Source organism: Stenotrophomonas sp. ZAC14D1_NAIMI4_1, assembly GCF_003086775.1.
Taxonomy (GTDB): Bacteria; Pseudomonadota; Gammaproteobacteria; order Xanthomonadales; family Xanthomonadaceae; genus Stenotrophomonas.
Window position 1 is genome coordinate 4,675,235 of the sequence record NZ_CP026001.1, and the last position, 16,250, is coordinate 4,691,484.

At 68.7% G+C, this 16,250-nt stretch carries 16 protein-coding genes; 9 read left to right on the forward strand and 7 right to left on the reverse strand.

Features of this window, described 5'->3' with window-relative positions:
• The first annotated feature begins 1 nt into the window (after position 1).
• The gene (locus tag C1927_RS21145) at positions 2 to 1,003 is read left to right on the forward strand and encodes a VacJ family lipoprotein (RefSeq protein WP_108747721.1); all 1,002 of its coding nucleotides are present in this window, start codon (positions 2 to 4) and stop codon (positions 1,001 to 1,003) included.
• A gap of 64 nt (positions 1,004 to 1,067) precedes the next feature.
• On the opposite strand, the gene C1927_RS21150 is transcribed toward C1927_RS21145, so the two are convergent.
• The 3 genes from C1927_RS21150 to rmuC form a co-directional block, all read right to left on the reverse strand.
• Positions 1,068 to 1,613, reverse strand: coding sequence for a glutathione peroxidase (locus C1927_RS21150; RefSeq protein WP_079224418.1), 546 nt, complete (start codon positions 1,611 to 1,613; stop codon positions 1,068 to 1,070).
• A gap of 67 nt (positions 1,614 to 1,680) precedes the next feature.
• Positions 1,681 to 2,079, reverse strand: coding sequence for a hypothetical protein (locus C1927_RS21155; protein WP_108747722.1), 399 nt, complete (start codon positions 2,077 to 2,079; stop codon positions 1,681 to 1,683).
• A gap of 72 nt (positions 2,080 to 2,151) precedes the next feature.
• Positions 2,152 to 3,702 carry a DNA recombination protein RmuC gene (gene rmuC, locus C1927_RS21160; RefSeq protein WP_108747723.1) on the reverse strand — a complete coding sequence of 517 codons (1,551 nt, stop codon included), beginning with the start codon at positions 3,700 to 3,702 and terminating at the stop codon, positions 2,152 to 2,154.
• A 44-nt stretch (positions 3,703 to 3,746) separates the two neighbouring features.
• Here rmuC and C1927_RS21165 point away from each other — a divergent pair, with 44 nt between their 5' ends.
• Entirely contained in the window at positions 3,747 to 4,349 is a 603-nt protein-coding gene (locus tag C1927_RS21165) for a glutathione S-transferase N-terminal domain-containing protein (RefSeq protein ID WP_108747724.1), read from the forward strand.
• Between the two features lie 394 nt (positions 4,350 to 4,743).
• Here the strand turns inward: C1927_RS21165 and C1927_RS21170 are convergent, their stop codons facing one another.
• Positions 4,744 to 5,751 carry a zinc-binding alcohol dehydrogenase family protein gene (locus C1927_RS21170; RefSeq protein ID WP_079224425.1) on the reverse strand — a complete coding sequence of 336 codons (1,008 nt, stop codon included), beginning with the start codon at positions 5,749 to 5,751 and terminating at the stop codon, positions 4,744 to 4,746.
• 92 nt (positions 5,752 to 5,843) lie between these two features.
• Between C1927_RS21170 and C1927_RS21175 the strand changes: the two genes are divergently transcribed.
• From C1927_RS21175 to C1927_RS21185, 3 genes are read left to right on the forward strand one after another with little or no spacing between them, the layout of a single operon-like run.
• On the forward strand, positions 5,844 to 6,824 hold the full coding sequence (locus C1927_RS21175; protein WP_108747725.1) for a LysR family transcriptional regulator: 981 nt from the start codon (positions 5,844 to 5,846) through the stop codon (positions 6,822 to 6,824).
• A gap of 8 nt (positions 6,825 to 6,832) precedes the next feature.
• A complete protein-coding gene (gene leuE, locus C1927_RS21180; protein WP_079224428.1) occupies positions 6,833 to 7,462 on the forward strand; it encodes a leucine efflux protein LeuE in 630 nt (209 codons plus the stop codon).
• The gene (locus tag C1927_RS21185) at positions 7,459 to 7,908 is read left to right on the forward strand and encodes a hypothetical protein (RefSeq protein WP_108747726.1); all 450 of its coding nucleotides are present in this window, start codon (positions 7,459 to 7,461) and stop codon (positions 7,906 to 7,908) included. Before leuE ends, C1927_RS21185 begins: the two co-directional genes overlap by 4 nt.
• 23 nt (positions 7,909 to 7,931) lie before the next feature.
• Here the strand turns inward: C1927_RS21185 and C1927_RS21190 are convergent, their stop codons facing one another.
• On the reverse strand, positions 7,932 to 8,834 hold the full coding sequence (locus tag C1927_RS21190) for a LysR family transcriptional regulator (protein WP_079224432.1): 903 nt from the start codon (positions 8,832 to 8,834) through the stop codon (positions 7,932 to 7,934).
• A 111-nt stretch (positions 8,835 to 8,945) separates the two neighbouring features.
• Between C1927_RS21190 and C1927_RS21195 the strand changes: the two genes are divergently transcribed.
• The 4 genes from C1927_RS21195 to C1927_RS21210 all read left to right on the forward strand — a co-directional run bounded on the left by C1927_RS21195 (position 8,946) and on the right by C1927_RS21210 (position 13,377).
• Entirely contained in the window at positions 8,946 to 10,013 is a 1,068-nt protein-coding gene (locus tag C1927_RS21195) for an aldo/keto reductase (RefSeq protein WP_108747727.1), read from the forward strand.
• Positions 10,014 to 10,066: 53 nt separating this feature from the next.
• Entirely contained in the window at positions 10,067 to 11,062 is a 996-nt protein-coding gene (locus tag C1927_RS21200) for an aldo/keto reductase (protein WP_079225439.1), read from the forward strand.
• 68 nt (positions 11,063 to 11,130) lie between these two features.
• On the forward strand, positions 11,131 to 11,781 hold the full coding sequence (locus tag C1927_RS21205; RefSeq protein ID WP_254051517.1) for a suppressor of fused domain protein: 651 nt from the start codon (positions 11,131 to 11,133) through the stop codon (positions 11,779 to 11,781).
• Positions 11,782 to 11,949: 168 nt separating this feature from the next.
• Positions 11,950 to 13,377, forward strand: coding sequence for an amino acid permease (locus tag C1927_RS21210; protein WP_079224437.1), 1,428 nt, complete (start codon positions 11,950 to 11,952; stop codon positions 13,375 to 13,377).
• A gap of 48 nt (positions 13,378 to 13,425) precedes the next feature.
• Here C1927_RS21210 and C1927_RS21215 read toward each other — a convergent pair whose 3' ends face one another.
• Positions 13,426 to 14,667 carry a dipeptidase gene (locus C1927_RS21215; RefSeq protein WP_108747729.1) on the reverse strand — a complete coding sequence of 414 codons (1,242 nt, stop codon included), beginning with the start codon at positions 14,665 to 14,667 and terminating at the stop codon, positions 13,426 to 13,428.
• 124 nt (positions 14,668 to 14,791) lie between these two features.
• Positions 14,792 to 15,961 carry a class I SAM-dependent rRNA methyltransferase gene (locus tag C1927_RS21220; protein ID WP_079224439.1) on the reverse strand — a complete coding sequence of 390 codons (1,170 nt, stop codon included), beginning with the start codon at positions 15,959 to 15,961 and terminating at the stop codon, positions 14,792 to 14,794.
• Positions 15,962 to 16,250: the final 289 nt, after the last annotated feature.

A 16,250-nucleotide genomic window follows, 5' to 3' on the forward strand; every position in this document is an offset into this window, starting at 1 on the left:
CATGAACGTCGTACGCGCCATTCCCCTGATGATCCTGGCCCTGGCGCTCAGCGCCTGTGCCGGCAAGCCCGCGCGCAGCGATGCGCCGGTGGCCGACACCGTGGTCCCGGCCAGCACGGCCGCCGATGCACCCGCTGCCGATACCGGCACGGTTGAAGCGACACCGGCTGCCGCCGCGGACGACGCAACGGCGACGGCCACCCCGCCGCCGGCCGACACCACCGAAACCGATGCCGCCACAGCGGCCGCCGCCGCCGCACCCGGTGGCGATGACGATTTCGACGCGCTGTACGGCAACGCCGGCACGGCCGCCACCACGGCTGCCTATGACCCGTGGGAGCCGCTGAACCGCCGCGTGCACCGTTTCAACGTGGGCGTGGACAACGTGATCGCGCGCCCGCTGGCGACTGCCTACACCCACGTCGTGCCGCGCTTCGCACGCACCGGCGTGAGCAACTTCTTCAGCAACATCCGCTCGCCGGTCACCATCCTCAACCAGCTGCTGCAGGGCCGCCCGGATGATGCGTGGGATACTCTCGGCCGCTTCCTGATGAACTCCACGGTGGGCATCGGTGGCCTGTTCGACCCGGCCAGCAAGGCGATGGTGCCCAACCGCCGCGAGGACTTCGGGCAGACCCTGGGTGCCTGGGGCTGGCGCCGTTCGCGCTACGTGGAACTGCCGTTCTTCGGCCCGCGTACTGTGCGCGATGTGTTCGGCCTGGCGGGCGACATGCCGCTGTCGCCGATGCGCACGATCGAGGAAGACAAGATCCGCATCGCCCTGCAGGGCCTGCAGCTGGTCGACACCCGCGCGCAGCTGATGGCGGTGGACGACCTGCGCAGTTCGGCGGTGGATGAGTACGCACTGGTGCGCGATGCCTGGCTGCAGCGCCGCAACTACCAGATCGAGAACGACCTGCGCGGCAAGCGCGAGCGCGGCAGCGACGATGAGAATTCGCCGATTCCGGTGGATGCCATGCCGATGCCGAACTGGACCAACTGATCACCGTGGTCCATGCATGAAAAACCCCGCCTTGGCGGGGTTTTTTTTTGCTCATGGCCTGGGGTCAGGCGGCCAGCGCGGCCTCGATCGCCTCGCGCAGGCGCGCGTCATCGGCGGCCACGTCCGGGGCGAAGCGTGCGACGACCTTGCCATCGCGGCCGACCAGGAACTTCTCGAAGTTCCACAGCACTGCCGGTGCGGCGTGGATCGGAATCTCCTTGCTGGCCAGGCGCTCGCGCAGCGGGCCTTCACCGATGGCCTGCGGCTGCGCAGCGGTCAGCTGCTGGTACAGCGGATGGGTGTCCTCGCCGGCTACGCTGATCTTGGCGAACATCGGGAAGGTGACGTCGTAGGTCAGCTGGCAGAACTGCTGGATCTCCGCTTCGCTGCCCGGCTCCTGGCCGAGGAAGTTGTTGGCCGGGAAACCCAGCACTTCCAGGCCCTGGGCCTGCTTTTCCGCGTACAGCGCCTGCAGGCCTTCGTACTGCGGGGTCAGGCCGCACTTGGAGGCGACGTTGACCACCAGCAGGACCTTGCCCTGGTAATCGCCCAGGGTGGACGGCTGGCCGTCGATGGTGGTGAGGGAAATATCCTGGATCGGGGTGCTCACGCGGGGGCTCCGGCTATGGCGGGGAAAGGTCCACCAGCATAGCGCTGCGCGGATGCGCCGCGTGCGATCAATCCACGCAGATCGTGCCCTGCGCCTTGCCGTCCTCGATGCGCTGGCGGCAGCCGAAATTCTGGCTGACATCACGCTGGCAGGTGCCGGTTGCCACCACGCCCGCCTCGGCTTCACCCGTGGCCAGGCACTGGCCGCTGCAGTCGCGCTTGCTGCTGCAGGCCTTGCCGGCATCGGCATAGGGAATCACGCACTGCACGCGTTGCAGGCGGCCCAGCGGTTGCAGGGTGCCACCGGCGGCGCGGCAATCCACATCGCGCGCTTCCTGGTAGGCCTCGGTGGCTTCCGGCGTGTCTGCCGCCGCCGGCTGCGCCGCCACATCAGCGGCGGGCGGCGTGCTGCTGCAGGCCGACAACAGGGCGGCCAGGGCCAGGCTGGCAAGGAAGCGTAGACGCATGGTCGGACCTGCAGGCGGTGATCGAGGCCGCCAGCATACGCATTGCGTGGTGCAGGTGGTGTGTCAGCGCACTCAGGTCTCTTCGCCCTCGCTGGCCTCGTCCTCGCCCCCCTCTTCTTCCGCCTCGCCCAGGTCGCCCAGCAGCTGCTGCACCTGCTCGTTGGCCAGCGTCTCCACCCCACGCAGGCGGCGTTCGATGGTGCGCGTCTTGCGGCTGGCCGCGCCGATGCTGCGGCCGACCGTGGTGATCTGCTTCTCGGCCTTTTCCAGGATGCCGGCGAACTTGCCGAACTCGCTCTTCACCGCACCCAGCAGGCTCCACACTTCGCTGGAGCGCTTCTCGATGGCCAGCGTGCGGAAGCCCATCTGCAGGCTGTTGAGCAGCGCGGTGATGGTGGTCGGGCCGGCCACCACCACGCGGTGGTCGCGCTGCAGCAGGTCGACCAGGCCGGGACGGCGGATGACCTCGGCATACAGGCCTTCGGTGGGCAGGAACATCACCGCGAAATCGGTGGTGTGCGGCGGCACGATGTACTTCTCGGAGATCGACTTGGCCTGCACCTTCACCGCGCGTTCCAGCTGCGCGCCCTGGACGCGCACCAGCTCGGCATCGCCCTGGTCCTGCGCGTCCAGCAGGCGCTCGTAATCCTCGCGCGGGAACTTGGAATCGATCGGCAGCCACACCGGCGCGTCGTCGCCACGGCCGGGCAGGCGCACCGCGATGTCGACCATCTCGTTGCTGTCCGGGCGCACCTTCACCGCGCGCGCGTACTGCTCCTGGATGAGCGTCTGTTCCAGGATGTTCTCCAGCTGCACTTCACCCCAGCTGCCGCGCGTCTTGACGTTGGTCAGCACGCGCTTGAGGTCGCCCACGCCGGTGGCCAGCTGCTGCATTTCGCCCAGGCCGCGCTGCACCTGTTCCAGGCGCTCGGAGACCAGCTTGAACGACTGTCCCAGGCGCGTTTCCAGCGTGGTCTGCAGCTTCTCGTCCACGGTCACGCGCATCTGTTCCAGCTTCTGCGCGTTGTCGCTCTGCAGCGCGCGCAGCTGTTCTTCCAGGGTGGCGCGCATCTCGGCGATGCGTTGTTCGTTGCGCTGGGTCAGCTCCTGCAGGCGCAGGCCGAGGCTTTCGGTCAGGCGCTGCTGCGACTGCGCGCCTTCCTCGCGGCCCTTGCGCGCATCGTCCACCAGGGTCTGGCGCAGCGCGCCCAGCTGGGTGTCGGTGCGGGTGGTCAGTTCCTGCAGCTGCTGGCCGAAGGCATGGATGCGTGCTTCCTGCTGCTGGCCGAACACTTCCAGCTGTGCGCGCAGTTCCTGCAGGCGCTGGCCCATCAACGCACCGCTGCGCTGCTGGCTTTCGGCCGCTTCGGCGCGGGCCTTGCGCGCATCTTCGCCGAGCGCTTCGCGCAGCAGGTCCAGGCGCTGGTCGGTGCGGGTGGACAGATCGGTCAGCGCGCGGGCGAAGCCATCCAGCTGTTCGCGCAGTTCGCTGCGGCCGGCACGCGCCTCCTCGCGCACGGCCTGTTCCAGGCGGTCATGGGGCGGACGGCGCAGCAGGGCGACCAGCTGCAGGACGAGGACGGCCAGGAGGAGGGCGCCGAGGAGCAGGAATTCGGTTTGCATGCCGCCAGTGTAGGCTGGCCCCGTCTCAAACGCTGCGTCTGGCCATGCTCGAACTGTACGGAAAGGCGACCTCGATCAACGTGCGCAAGGTGCTGTGGCTGTGCGCCGGGCTGGACCGGGCGGTGCGGCACCACGCCGCCCCCGATGCGGATCTGCTGCGCGGGCTGAACCCGAACGCACAGGTGCCGGTGCTGCGCGAGGGCGACTTCGTGCTGTGGGAATCCAACAGCATCTGCCGCTACCTGGCCGCGCGCGCCGGGCGCCACGACCTGTTGCCGGTGGCGCCGCAGGCACGGGCGCGGGTGGAGCAGTGGATGGACTGGCAGGCGACCGATCTGAACACGGCGTGGCGCCACGTATTCATGGCGCGCGTGCGCAGGCATGCCGATTACCCGGACGATGCGCGGGCGGAGGCGAGCCTGGCGCAGTGGAACCGCCTGATGACGATGCTCGACGCGCAGCTGGCCGGCCATGCGCACGTGGCCGGCGCGGATTTCACCCTGGCGGACGTCGTGCTCGGCCTGTCGACGCAGCGCTGGCGCAGCACGCCGGGCGGCAAGCCGGTGCTGGCGAATGTCGAGGCGTGGTTCGAGCGCTTGCGGCAGCAGCCGGGGTTTGCCGCGCACGTCGACAACGGCGTTGCCTGAGGGATGGGATTTGTTTGCAGGGCTTGCAGCCCTGCACCTGCCGAAGCAACAGCAACAGCGTGCTATCCGTGGGTTGGCGGCTTCCCGCTGCTGATGGTGGGTGCCGACCGTTGGTCGGCACGGAGTTGGATCTGTTAGGTGTCGACCTTGGTCGACACACGAGCGAAGCGACCGGCTTTTGTTTTTCTTTTTTCTTTTCCGTGGTGGGCAACCAGGAAACTGTCAGGGGCCGGGCGGGGTGGGTTGCGCAGGACCGTTGGCGCCATGGATGGCGCCATCGAGCCCCCATGGACGGGTTTACGGCGTGACCTGCGCAATCCACCCCGCCCGGCCCACTCCGCGGCATTCAAACGACGCAGCCCACCACGAGGGGCTCAGCCGTTGGCCATGATCCTTACCAGCCTTCCAGCACGATCTTGCCCTTGGCACGATTGCTTTCCAGCAGCGCATGCGCGCGGCGCAGGTTGGCCGCGTTGATACGGCCGAAGTGCTCGCCCAGCGTGGTCTGCAGCACCCCGGCATCGACCAGCTCGGCCACGCGATTCAGCAGATCGTGCTGGCGCTGCATGTCGGCGGTCTTGAACAGCGGCCGGGTGAACATCAGCTCCCAGTGCAGCGACAGCGCCTTGCGCTTGAGTGCCATCACGTCCAGTTGGCCCGGGTCGTCGATCAGGCCCAGCTGACCCTGCGGCGCCAGCACTTCCACGATCTGCGCATAGTGCTGGTCGGTGTGGGTCAGGCTGGCCACGTGCTCGACCTGGGGAATGCCCAGCCGGGCCAGGCCTTCGGTCAGCGGCAGGGTGTGGTCGATCACGTGGTGCGCACCCATCGCATACACCCAGTCCTGGGTGTCCGGGCGCGAGGCGGTGCCGACGACGGTGAGCTTGGTCAACGTGCGTGCCAGCTGCACCAGGATCGAGCCGACGCCGCCGGCTGCACCGATCACCAGCAGGGTCTGGCCTTCACCACCGCCCTCGGCGATGCGCAGGCGGTCGAACAGCAGTTCCCAGGCGGTGATCGCGGTCAGCGGCAGCGCCGCGGCGGCAGCATCGTCGAGGCTGGCCGGCTTGCGGCCGACGCTGCGCTCATCCACCAGCTGGTATTCGGCGTTGCTGCCCGGGCGGTCGATCACCCCGGCGTAGTAGACCGCGTCGCCCGGCTGGAACAGGGTCACCTCGCTGCCCACGGCATCGACCACGCCCACGGCATCCCAGCCCAGCACGCGCGGGCCCTCGGTGGCAGCGTTGCGGCGCACCTTGGTGTCCACCGGGTTCACCGCCACGGCGCGCACGGCCACCCGCAGGTCGCGCGGGCCCGGCTGCGGCAGGTCCAGGTCGATGTCGATCAGGGCCTGCGGATCGTCGATCGGCAGGCCGGCGTGGGTGTAGGCAATGGCGCGCATGGCAGCGGTCCGGTGGGAAGAGGAACCCACAGCGTGCGCCGCGCGCGGCCCCCCGGAAAGGCGCAGAATCAGTCAGCACTTTCACTCCGGCAATGAAAATGATCCGTTTCGACGACCTCCAGCTGTTCGTCCGCACCGCCGCGCTGGGCAGCTTTTCGCAGGCCGCGCGCGAAGCCGACCTGCTGCCCGGGCAGGTGGCCGCAGCGGTGGCGCGGCTGGAACGCGAGCTGGACCTGCGCCTGTTCGTGCGCACCACCCGCAGCCTGCGCCTGACCGGCGAAGGCGCGCTGTACCTGCCCTATGCGCAGGAGGTGCTGGCCACGCTGCGCGAGGGCCAGGCCCGCGTGCAGGGCGAGGACGCCGACCTGCACGGCACCCTGCAGCTGTCGGCGCCGTCGGATTTCGGCCGCAATCTGCTGCTGCCGTGGCTGGCCACGTTCCGCGCCGCACACCCGCGGCTGCGGCTGCACCTGCGCCTGTCCGACGAGGTGGCCGACGTGTTCCGCGACCCGGTGGACGTGGCGATCCGCCTGGGCCACTTCGACGATGCCAGCTACGTGGCGCTGCCGCTGCTGGAGGGCAACCGCCGCGTGCTGGCGGCATCGCCTGCCTACCTGCAGCGGCGTGGCGTGCCGGCACGGCTGGAAGACCTGCGCGAGCACGACTGCCTGGCCTACCAGCTGGGTGGGCGGACCTACGACCGCTGGGCGTTCGAGGTCGAGGGGCGGCGCGTGGTGATACCGGTGCGCGGGCCGCTGGTCTGCGACGATGCCGACGTGGTGCGGCGCTGGGCGGTGGCTGGCGAAGGCATCACCTACAAATCCTGGCTGGACCTGCGCGAAGACGTGCGCGCCGGGCGCCTGCAGGTGCTGCTGGACGGCATCGGCAGCCACATCCCGCTGCAGCTGGTATGCCCTCACCGCAAGCAGTTCTCGCCGGCGGTGCGGCAACTGCACGCGCAGCTGCGTGACCACCTGCAACCGTTGCTGTCCGGCCTGCCCGGCGATGGCGGCGGCCCCCTGTCCCCGGCCCCGCCACTGGCCGACAATGGCGCCCCCCCGCAACAACAATGAGCCTTGCCATGCCGTGGATGGGCATCCAGGACCTGTGGACGTTCCTGCTCGCCGTGCTGGTGTTCCTCGCCCTGCCCGGGCCCGGCACCTTCACCCTGCTCACCGCCACCGGCCGCGGCGGCGTGCGCGGCGGCTACACCGCGCTGGCCGGCCTGCTGGTCGGTGACCAGATCCTGATGTGGCTGGCCCTGGCCGGCGTGGCCGCGCTGCTGAAAGCCAACCCGCTGGTCTTCCACGCGGTGCAGTACCTGGGCGCGGCCTACCTGGTGTGGGTGGGCATCAGCCTGCTGCGCACGCCGAAGCGCGAGGGCGGCGATGCCGGCCCGATCCGCATGCAGCCCGGCCGCTATTTCCAGCAGGCGATCCTGGTCAGCCTGCTCAACCCGAAGGCGATCCTGTTCTACATGGCCTTCCTGCCGCTGTTCATCGACCCGGCCGCGCACCACGGCATCGCCACGTTCGCAGCGCTGGCCAGCATCATCTTCGTGGTCAGCGTGGCCTACTGCTCGCTGCTGATCGGTGCGGGCAACCTGGCCCGTCGCCACCTGATCCAGCACCCGCGCATCAGCACCGTCCTGCGCCGCGTGGCCGGCCTGTTCCTGGTCGGTTTCGGCATCCGCCTGGGGTTGAACGGATGATCCGGCGGCTGGCCGTCCTGCTGTTTGCCGTGCTGCTGGCCGACACCGCAGCGGCGGCCGCAGCGCAGGACCATCGTTGCCTCACCGGCGGCCGCAACGACAGCATCCACCTGCTGTGGCGCTGGCTGGACGATGGCAGCGCCGACGTGCAGTACGCCGGGCAGCGCGGCCGCCTGCCGGTGCAGCGGGTCTCGCAGGAAACGACGGTGCTTGATGAAGACCGGCCCTCCCAGTTCGACAGCGTGTGGGAAGAACGCATCGAGGGCCGCCGCAACGGTCGCTATCACCTGAGCACGCAGGGCGCGCGCGTCTACGGTTTCAGCTACGAACGCGCGCGCGACGGGCGGCGCACGGCCTTCAGCGAAGACGTCGAGGCATGGCAGGAAGATGGCTGCCATTGGCCGGGCGTCGAACCGCTGACCGTAGCGTCGAGCTTGCTCGACTGAGGCGTGCCAACCAAGGTTGGCCTCTACCTATCGTGCATTCCCTCGCGCAGGTGGTCGATGAACACCCGCAGCTTGGGTGCCATCTGCTCACGCGCCGGGTAGTACAGGTGGAAGCCGGGGAACGGTGGCTGCCAGTCCTGCAGCACGCTCTGCAGCCGCCCGGCGGCGATGTCGTCGGCCACCAGCGAGGCGAAGCCCTGGGCCATGCCCAGCCCGGCGAGCACGGCGCGATGGGCGACGCCGGCATCGTTGAACACCAGCCGCCCGCTCACTTCCACCTCCAGGTCGTGGCCTTCGCGGCTGAACTCCCAGGGCATCAGCCGGCCGTTGGCCAGGCGGTGCACGATGCAGGCGTGGCCCTGCAGGTCATGCGGGGTCTGCGGCACGCCCTGGCGCTCGAAGTAGGCCGGCGTGGCCACCACCACCTGCCGCTCGGGCGGCCCGATCGGCACCGCGATCATGCCCTGCGCGAGTGATTCGCCCAGGCGGATGCCGGCGTCGAAGCCCTCGGCCACCAGATCGGCCAGCGCCGGGTCGACGCACAGCTCCACCTGCACCTGCGGGTAGCGCGCCAGGAAATCGGGCAGCCGCGGCAGCACCATGCGGTCGGCGACGATGCGCGGCAGCGTCACCCGCAGCCGCCCGGCCGGCACCGAGCGCGCGCTGTCCAGTTCGGCGAAGGCCTGGTCGATCTGGTCCAGGCCACCTCGCACCCGCTGCAGGAAACGCGCGCCGTGTTCGGTCAGGCCCACCCGCCGCGTGGTCCGCTGCAGCAGGCGCACGCCCATCCGCGCTTCCAGCGCGCGCACGCTCTGCGACAGCGCCGAGGTCGACACGCCCAGCGCATCGGCGGCGCGGGTGAAGCTGGCATGTTCGGCCACGTGGACGAAGGCGACCACGGCAGTGAGAGGAGCGGAGGCATCCATTGTGAAGCCAGCCTTCAAGGTGAGTCAGGTTATGCGCAGTTTATCCACACGATCGACAGGAGGAAGCTGGCTTCCCCGGCGGATGCACCGCCCCCGTGATGGAGACCTGAGATGTCGCTCGACCACTACCGCCTGCTCGGCCGCTCCGGCCTGCGGGTCAGCCCGATGGCCCTGGGCACGATGACCTTCGGCGCCGACTGGGGCTGGGGCGCGGACGAAACCGAGGCCCGCCGCATCTTCGATGCCTACGTTGAACGTGGCGGCAACTTCGTCGATACGGCAAACAACTACACCAACGGCAGCGCCGAGACCCTGCTCGGCCGTTTCGCCCAAGGCCAGCGCGACCGCCTGGTGATCGCCAGCAAGTACACCCTGGCCACCGTGCCGGGCGACCCCAACAACGCCGGTAACCATCGCAAGAGCATGCGGCGCTCGGTGGAGGACAGCCTGCGCCGGCTCGGCACCGACTACCTGGACGTGCTGTACCTGCATGCCTGGGACGACACCACCGGCGTGGATGAGGTGATGCGCGGCTTCGACGATCTGGTGCGCAGCGGCAAGGTGCTCTACGCCGGCATTTCCGATACACCGGCCTGGCAGATCGCGCGCATGCAGACCCTGGCCGACCTGCGCGGCTGGGCCCCGCTGGTGGCCCTGCAGATCGAGTACAGCCTGATCCAGCGCAGCGTGGAGCACGAACTGCTGCCGATGGCCGACGCGCTGGGCCTGGGTGTGGTGGCCTGGTCGCCGCTGGGCAGTGGCGTGCTGACCGGCAAGTACAGCGCCAGCGACCTGGCCCAGGACGAGGTGCTGGCTGCTACGCCGGGTGGCTCGCGCCGCAACGTCGCCCTGATCAATGGCGCATTGACCGCGCGTTCGCTGCAGATCGCCGATGAAGTGACACATATCGCCCAGGAATTGTCGCATTTGCCGGCACAGGTCGCCCTGGCGTGGCTGCTGCAGCGCCCGGGCGCCGGTGCCCTGCCCATCGTCGGTGCCCGCACCCTGGCCCAGTTCGAGCACAACCTGGCCGCGCTGGACCTGCAGCTGCCGGCCGAGGCGCTGGCACGGCTGGACGCGCTCAGTGCCGTCGCCCCGTCCTTCCCCCACGACTTCCTGCAGATGCCGCTGCCGCGCATGTTGATGAGTGGCGGCACCCGCCTGCAGCCACGCGCCTGACCCTTCCCCCTGGAGACACCCCAATGAGCACCCAGCCGATGAGCTCCCCATCCATGACGACCCGCACCCTCGGCCCCGCCGGCCCCACCGTTTCCGCCCTCGGCCTGGGCTGCATGGGCATGAGCGCCTTCTACGGTGGCCGCAGCAGCGAGGACGAGGCCATCGCCCTGATCCAGCAGGCGCTGGACCGTGGCGTCACCCTGCTCGACACCGCCGATGTGTATGGCCCGCATACCAATGAACGCCTGCTCGGCCGCGCCATCGCCGGGCGCCGCAACGAGGTGTTCCTGGCCAGCAAGTTCGGCCTGAAGCTGGACCCGGGCAACCCGCAGGCGCGCGGTATCGACGGCCGCCCGGAGTACGTGCAGGCCGCCTGCGAGGACAGCCTGCGCCGGCTGGGCGTGGACCACATCGACCTGTACTACCAGCACCGCGTCGACCCGGCCGTGCCGATCGAGGACACCGTGGGTGCGATGGCGCGCCTGGTCGAACAGGGCAAGGTGCGCTGGCTGGGCCTGTCCGAAGCCTCGGCAGCCACCATCCGCCGTGCCCATGCGGTGCATCCGGTCACGGCGGTGCAGAGCGAGTACTCGCTGTGGTCGCGCGAACCTGAGCAGAACGGGGTGCTGGCCACCACCGCCGAACTGGGCATCGGCTTCGTGCCGTATTCGCCGCTGGGGCGTGGCTTCCTGACCGGCGCCATCCGCAGCCCGGACGACTTCGAGGCCGACGACTACCGCCGCAGTTCGCCGCGCTTCCAGGGCGACAACTTCGCCCGCAACCTGGCGCTGGTGGCACAGGTGCAGGCGCTGGCTGCCGAGCTGGACATCACCCCGGCGCAGCTGGCCCTGGCCTGGGTGCTGGCGCAGGGTCCGCACCTGGTGCCGATCCCGGGCACCACGCGCGCGGCCAGGCTGCAGGAAAACCTGGGCGCGCTGCAGGTGCAGCTGGATGCAGGCGTGCTCGCGCGGCTGGATGCGGTGTTCCCGCTGCATGCCGCCGCCGGCGAGCGCTACCCGCAGGCGGTGCTGGCCACGGTGGACCGCTGAGGGCCCGGGTGGGGGCGCGCTATGCTGCAGCCCCCACCTGCAACTGCCACGGACGCACGATGACCACCATGGATGACGACACCCTGCTCGAACGCAGCTGGGAATTCCGCGAAGAGACCCTGTACCGCCAGCATTTCGGCGACACCGGCCCGGGCATCTTTCCGCTGGACATGGACCTGCTGCATGGGGTGTTCCAGCAGGAGGAAATCGATCCGCGCTGGCTGCACGTGGGCGTGTTCGCCTGCCCGCCGCATGGCGAGCGCCGGCACTGGGTGTACGTCAGCTCGGGCCTGTCCAATGCGTGGGAAGGCCCGCACGAGGATGGGGATTCCGGTTTCGGCGTCGAGCTGCTGATGGAAACGCAGGACGAGGCGCCCTGGGCATTGACCACCGTGCGCTGGTTCACCGCTTATCACTTGCTGCTGTGCCATGGGCGCATGCCAGGCGACCCGCTGTCGGCATGGGACCGGCTGAAGCTGGGCATGCCGGTGGACCGCGCCGACAGCGCACTGCAGGCGATGGTGTTCATTCCCGCCCCGCACTTCCCGGGTCCGCAGCAGCTGCCCTCCGGGCGCTTTGATTTCCTGCAGCTGCTGCCGGTGACGCTGGACGAGCACGCCTTCGGCCGCGAGCACGGCTTTGAAACCGTGCTGGCCCAGCTCAGCGCCGCCGGCGCCGCGCCGGTCGTGGATCCGGCACGCGGCAGCATCGTGGGCTGACGTGCCCACCGGCGGGATCGGGGACACGGGTTTTGTGCCGATTCCGGCAGCCTGGTCGGGGCGCAGCGCGCGCCCTGGCGGGTATGACCCTCGTCAGTGGTAATGCTGCGCTGCGTTCGGTCACACTCGGGAACTTGTCGTTCCAAGTCATCCCCTTCCGAGGCCTGCATGTCCCTGCTCCGGCGCAAGTCGCTAGATTCCGTCACTGTCCATGAAGCCGGTCGGCGCCTGGTGCCGACCCTCAGCTGGCCGCACCTGATCGCCCTGGGCATCGGCGCCATCGTCGGCACCGGCATCTACACGCTCATCGGCGTCGGCGCCAACCTGGCCGGCCCGGCGGTGCTGATCTCCTTCGCCATCGCCGGTGCGGTCTGCGCCTGTGCGGCACTGGCCTATGCCGAGCTGTCGACGATGATGCCGGCGGCCGGCAGCGCCTATACCTACAGCTACAGCGCGCTGGGCGAGGTGTTCGCCTGGGTGGTGGGCTGGAGCCTGATCCTCGAGTACTCGCTGGTGGTCAGTACGGTAGCGGTCGGCTGGTCCGGCTACTTCGTCGGCTTCCTGGAATGGATCCACACCCAGTTCGGCATCGATATCACCCTGCCGGCCGCACTGGCCGCCGGGCCGCACGTGGCCGGTGGCTTCATCAACCTGCCGGCGATCATCATCACCTGGCTGGTGGCGCTGATGCTGATGGCCGGTACCAAGGAAAGCGCCACGCTCAACGCCATCCTGGTGGTGTTCAAGCTGATCGCCCTGGCGGTGTTCGTGGCCGTCGCCCTGCCCGCCTTCGACCCCGCCAACCTGCAGCCGTTCATGCCGTATGGCTTTGCCAAGTCGCTCGGCCCCGATGGCGTCGAGCGTGGCGTAATGGCCGCGGCGGCGATCATCTTCTTCGCCTTCTACGGCTTCGACGCGATCTCCACCGCCGCCGAGGAAACCAAGAACCCGGCTCGTGACCTGTCCATCGGCATCATCGGTTCGATGATCGGCTGCACCATCGTCTACGTGCTGGTGGCGCTGGCCGCCGTGGGCGCGATGAGCTACGCGGTGTTCGGCCACAGCGCCGAGCCGCTGGCGCTGATCATGCGCGAGCTCGGCAGCCCGAAGGCGGCGATGTTCATCGGCGTGGTCGCGATCATCGCCCTGCCCACTGTGCTGCTGGCCTTCCTGTACGGGCAGAGCCGCATCTTCTTCGTGATGAGCCGCGATGGCCTGCTGCCGCGTGGCCTGTCCAAGGTCAACGCACGCACCGGCACGCCGGTGGCGACCACGCTGTTCACCGCCGTAGTGGTGTCGGCACTGGCCGGCGTTGCCCGCCTGGACGAAATCGCCGCCCTGGCCAACGCCGGTACCCTGGCCGCGTTCACCGCGGTGGGTATCTGCCTGGTGGTGCTGCGCGTGCGCGAGCCGAACCGCGAGCGCAGCTTCCGCACGCCGCTGGCCTTCGTGGTCGGGCCGCTGGCCGCGCTGGGCTGCATCTACCTGTTCATCAGCCTGCCGCACACCACCCAGCTGTATTTCCTGATCTGGAACGTGGTCGGCCTGGTGCTGTACTTCCTGTACAGCCGCCGCAATGCGTTGATCGCGAAATAACCGGATCACCGGTAGTGCCGGCCGCTGGCCGGCATTTCCTCGGGGCGGTCAGCCGCCCTGCTTTGCCGCGTAATCCTGCGCCTGCCGCATCACCCGCAGCAGGTTGCCGCCCCAGATGCCGGCGATCTGCTGCTCGGTGTAGCCCTTGCGCAGCAGCCACGCAGTGATCTTCGGCAACTGGCTGACGTCGGGCAGGTCGCTCAGGCCACCGCCACCATCCCAGTCCAGGCCGATGCCCACGTGTTCGGGGCCGACCACCGTGAGGATGTGTTCGAAGTGGGCGAAGAAGTCGTCCAGGCTGGCGTGGCGCACCGGGTGTTCGTGGTCCAGCGCCTGTTCGGCCTTCTGCAGGGCCACGCCCTGCTCGATGCCCATGCCTTCCCAGCCGCCCAGCTGCTTGCTCAGCGCTTCTTCGGCCTGCTTGCGTTCGGGCGTTTTGGCAGTGTCGATCAGGTAACCGCCATAGGCATTCACCTGGATCACGCCGCCGGCCTTGGCCAGCTGGCGCAGGCGTGCATCGTCGAGGTTGCGCGGGTGGTTGTAGACCGCCTTGGCCGAGCTGTGCGACAGCACGAACGGCACCGGCATCATCGCCAGCAGGTCATCGAACACCGCATCGGAGGCGTGCGACTGGTCGATGACGATGCCCAGTTTCACCGCCGCGCGCACCAGATCCTTGCCCGCCGGGCTCAGCCCCTTCCACTCCGCGCCCTTGGGGTCGGTTGCCGAATCGGCGAACTCGTTGTTGGCGAAGTGCACGGTGCTGAGCAGGCGCAGGCCGGCGCGGTGGTAGAACGAGAGCAGGCTGGGGTCTTCCACCAGCGGGCTGGCGTTTTCCATGCTGATGTAGACCACGCGCTTGCCAGCGGCCTTGATGCGCGCGGCATCATCGGCGGTCAGCGCCAGCGCGAAGCGATCGGGGTTGGCCGCCAGCATCTGCCGGATCTCCAGCAGGCGCTGCAGGCCGTGGTCGCGCTCGGCCAGGTGGGCGGCGGGAGTGCGATCGCCCTGGTCGGTGTAGATCGCCCAGAAGCCCCCATCCAGCGCGCCCTCGACCATGCGCGGGTAATCCACCTGCGAAAGCGCGTTGTGATCGTGCCGCTGTTCGATGTCGAAGCCAGCGCGGCCGAAGTTGGCCGGCGTATCCAGATGGCTGTCCAGGGTCAGCAGGCGCTGCTGCAGGGTCTTGGCGCGGGCCAGCTCCTGCGCGCTGAACTCGATGGCATGGGCGGACAGCGGCGCACACAGCGCCAGAGCAAGCAACAGGGACAGGCGACGCAGCGATGGCATGGGCTTTCACCGGCAAAGGGAAGAGCCCGACCATAGCGCTGCGGCCCGCCGTTTTGTAGAGCCGAGCCCATGCTCGGCTGCCAGGCAGATCAGCCGAGCGTGGGCTCGGCTCTACACGTTGAAATCAATCAACCACGCGGCAGAACACGGCCTTCAGGTAACGCGATTCCTGCACGTGGGCCATGAACGGATGGTCCGGACCGGCGCCGGCCACCTTCAGGATCTGGATCGTGCGGCCGGAGAAATAGGCCGCGCGGCGCAGCATGTCCAGGAACTGGTCCTCGGCCACCAGGCCGGTGCAGGAGAACGTGGCGAACAGGCCGCCCGGCTTGACCACGCCCAGCGCCAGCTTGTTCATGTCCAGGTACTTCTTCAGCGCGGTGATGACCTGGTCGCGGTCGCGGGTCATCTTCGCCGGGTCCAGGATCACCACGTCGTACTGCTCGCCGCGGTTGGCGGCATCGCGCAGCCACGGGAAGATGTCGGACTGGATGAACTTCGGGCGCACGTTGTTCAGGCGCGAATTGCCCTTGGCGATCTGGATGACGTCTTCATCGATGTCGATGCCGACCACTTCCGACGCACCGCGTGCGGCCGCATACACGGCGAAACCGCCGGTGTTGCAGCACAGGTCGAGCACGCTCTTGCCTTCCACCTGCTGGCTCAGCCACTCACGGTTCTCGCGCTGGTCGGCGAAGAAGCCGGTCTTGTGCGCACCGGCCGGATCGGCGCGGAACTTGATGCCATGCTCGGTGATCACCGACGCTTCGGTGGTGGTGTTGCCGTGGAAGTCGAAGCTTTCCTGCTTCTGCACGTGTTCGTCGGCGAAGCTGTGGAAGCGGCAGCCCGGGAACTGTTCGCGCAGGGCGTCGTAGATCCACTCGCGGTGGCGGAACATGCCGGCGGCGAAGAATTCGACCACCACCAGGTCGTTGTAACGGTCCACCACCAGGCCGGACAGGCCGTCGCCTTCGCTGTGCACCACGCGCCAGGCGTCGGACACCGCATCGAGCTTCAGCACGCCGCGGCGCAGTTCGACCGCCTGGGCGATCTTGCGCGAGAACCAGCCGGCATCGACCGGCACGTTCGGGTCGGTTTCAAGGATGCGCACGGCGATGCGCGAGTGCCCGTTGTAGAAGCCACGGCCGATGAACTCGCCATCGATGCCGACCACGTCGACGATGGAACCGGGCTTGGGCCGGACGGTCGGCTTCTCGACCAGTTTCTGGAAGATCCACGGGTGGCTGGAGCGCCACGCGTTCTTGAGGCGGACAACGGGAAGGGGGGTATTCATCAGCCTATTGTAGCCGGGGGGCACCGGGGGCCGGAAATCCGTGGGGCGGGGGCGGCATTTGACGGCGGCCCGGCCAGGCCGCAGAATCGGCCCCAGAAGGGGAGTAGCTCCCAGACGTTGTCGCCGTCAATTCGAGCCCGCAGGCTCCGGTGCAACGGCAATCCCACCCGCGTGGGGTTGCGAGCGAGACCTTCGCCGTACTGGCGAAGCTCTGTCCCTGGATCCCCCTCCCGATCCTCCGTTGCAGATCCTCGCCGTCCGGCTTGGCATTCATCTTTCCAACGGATAT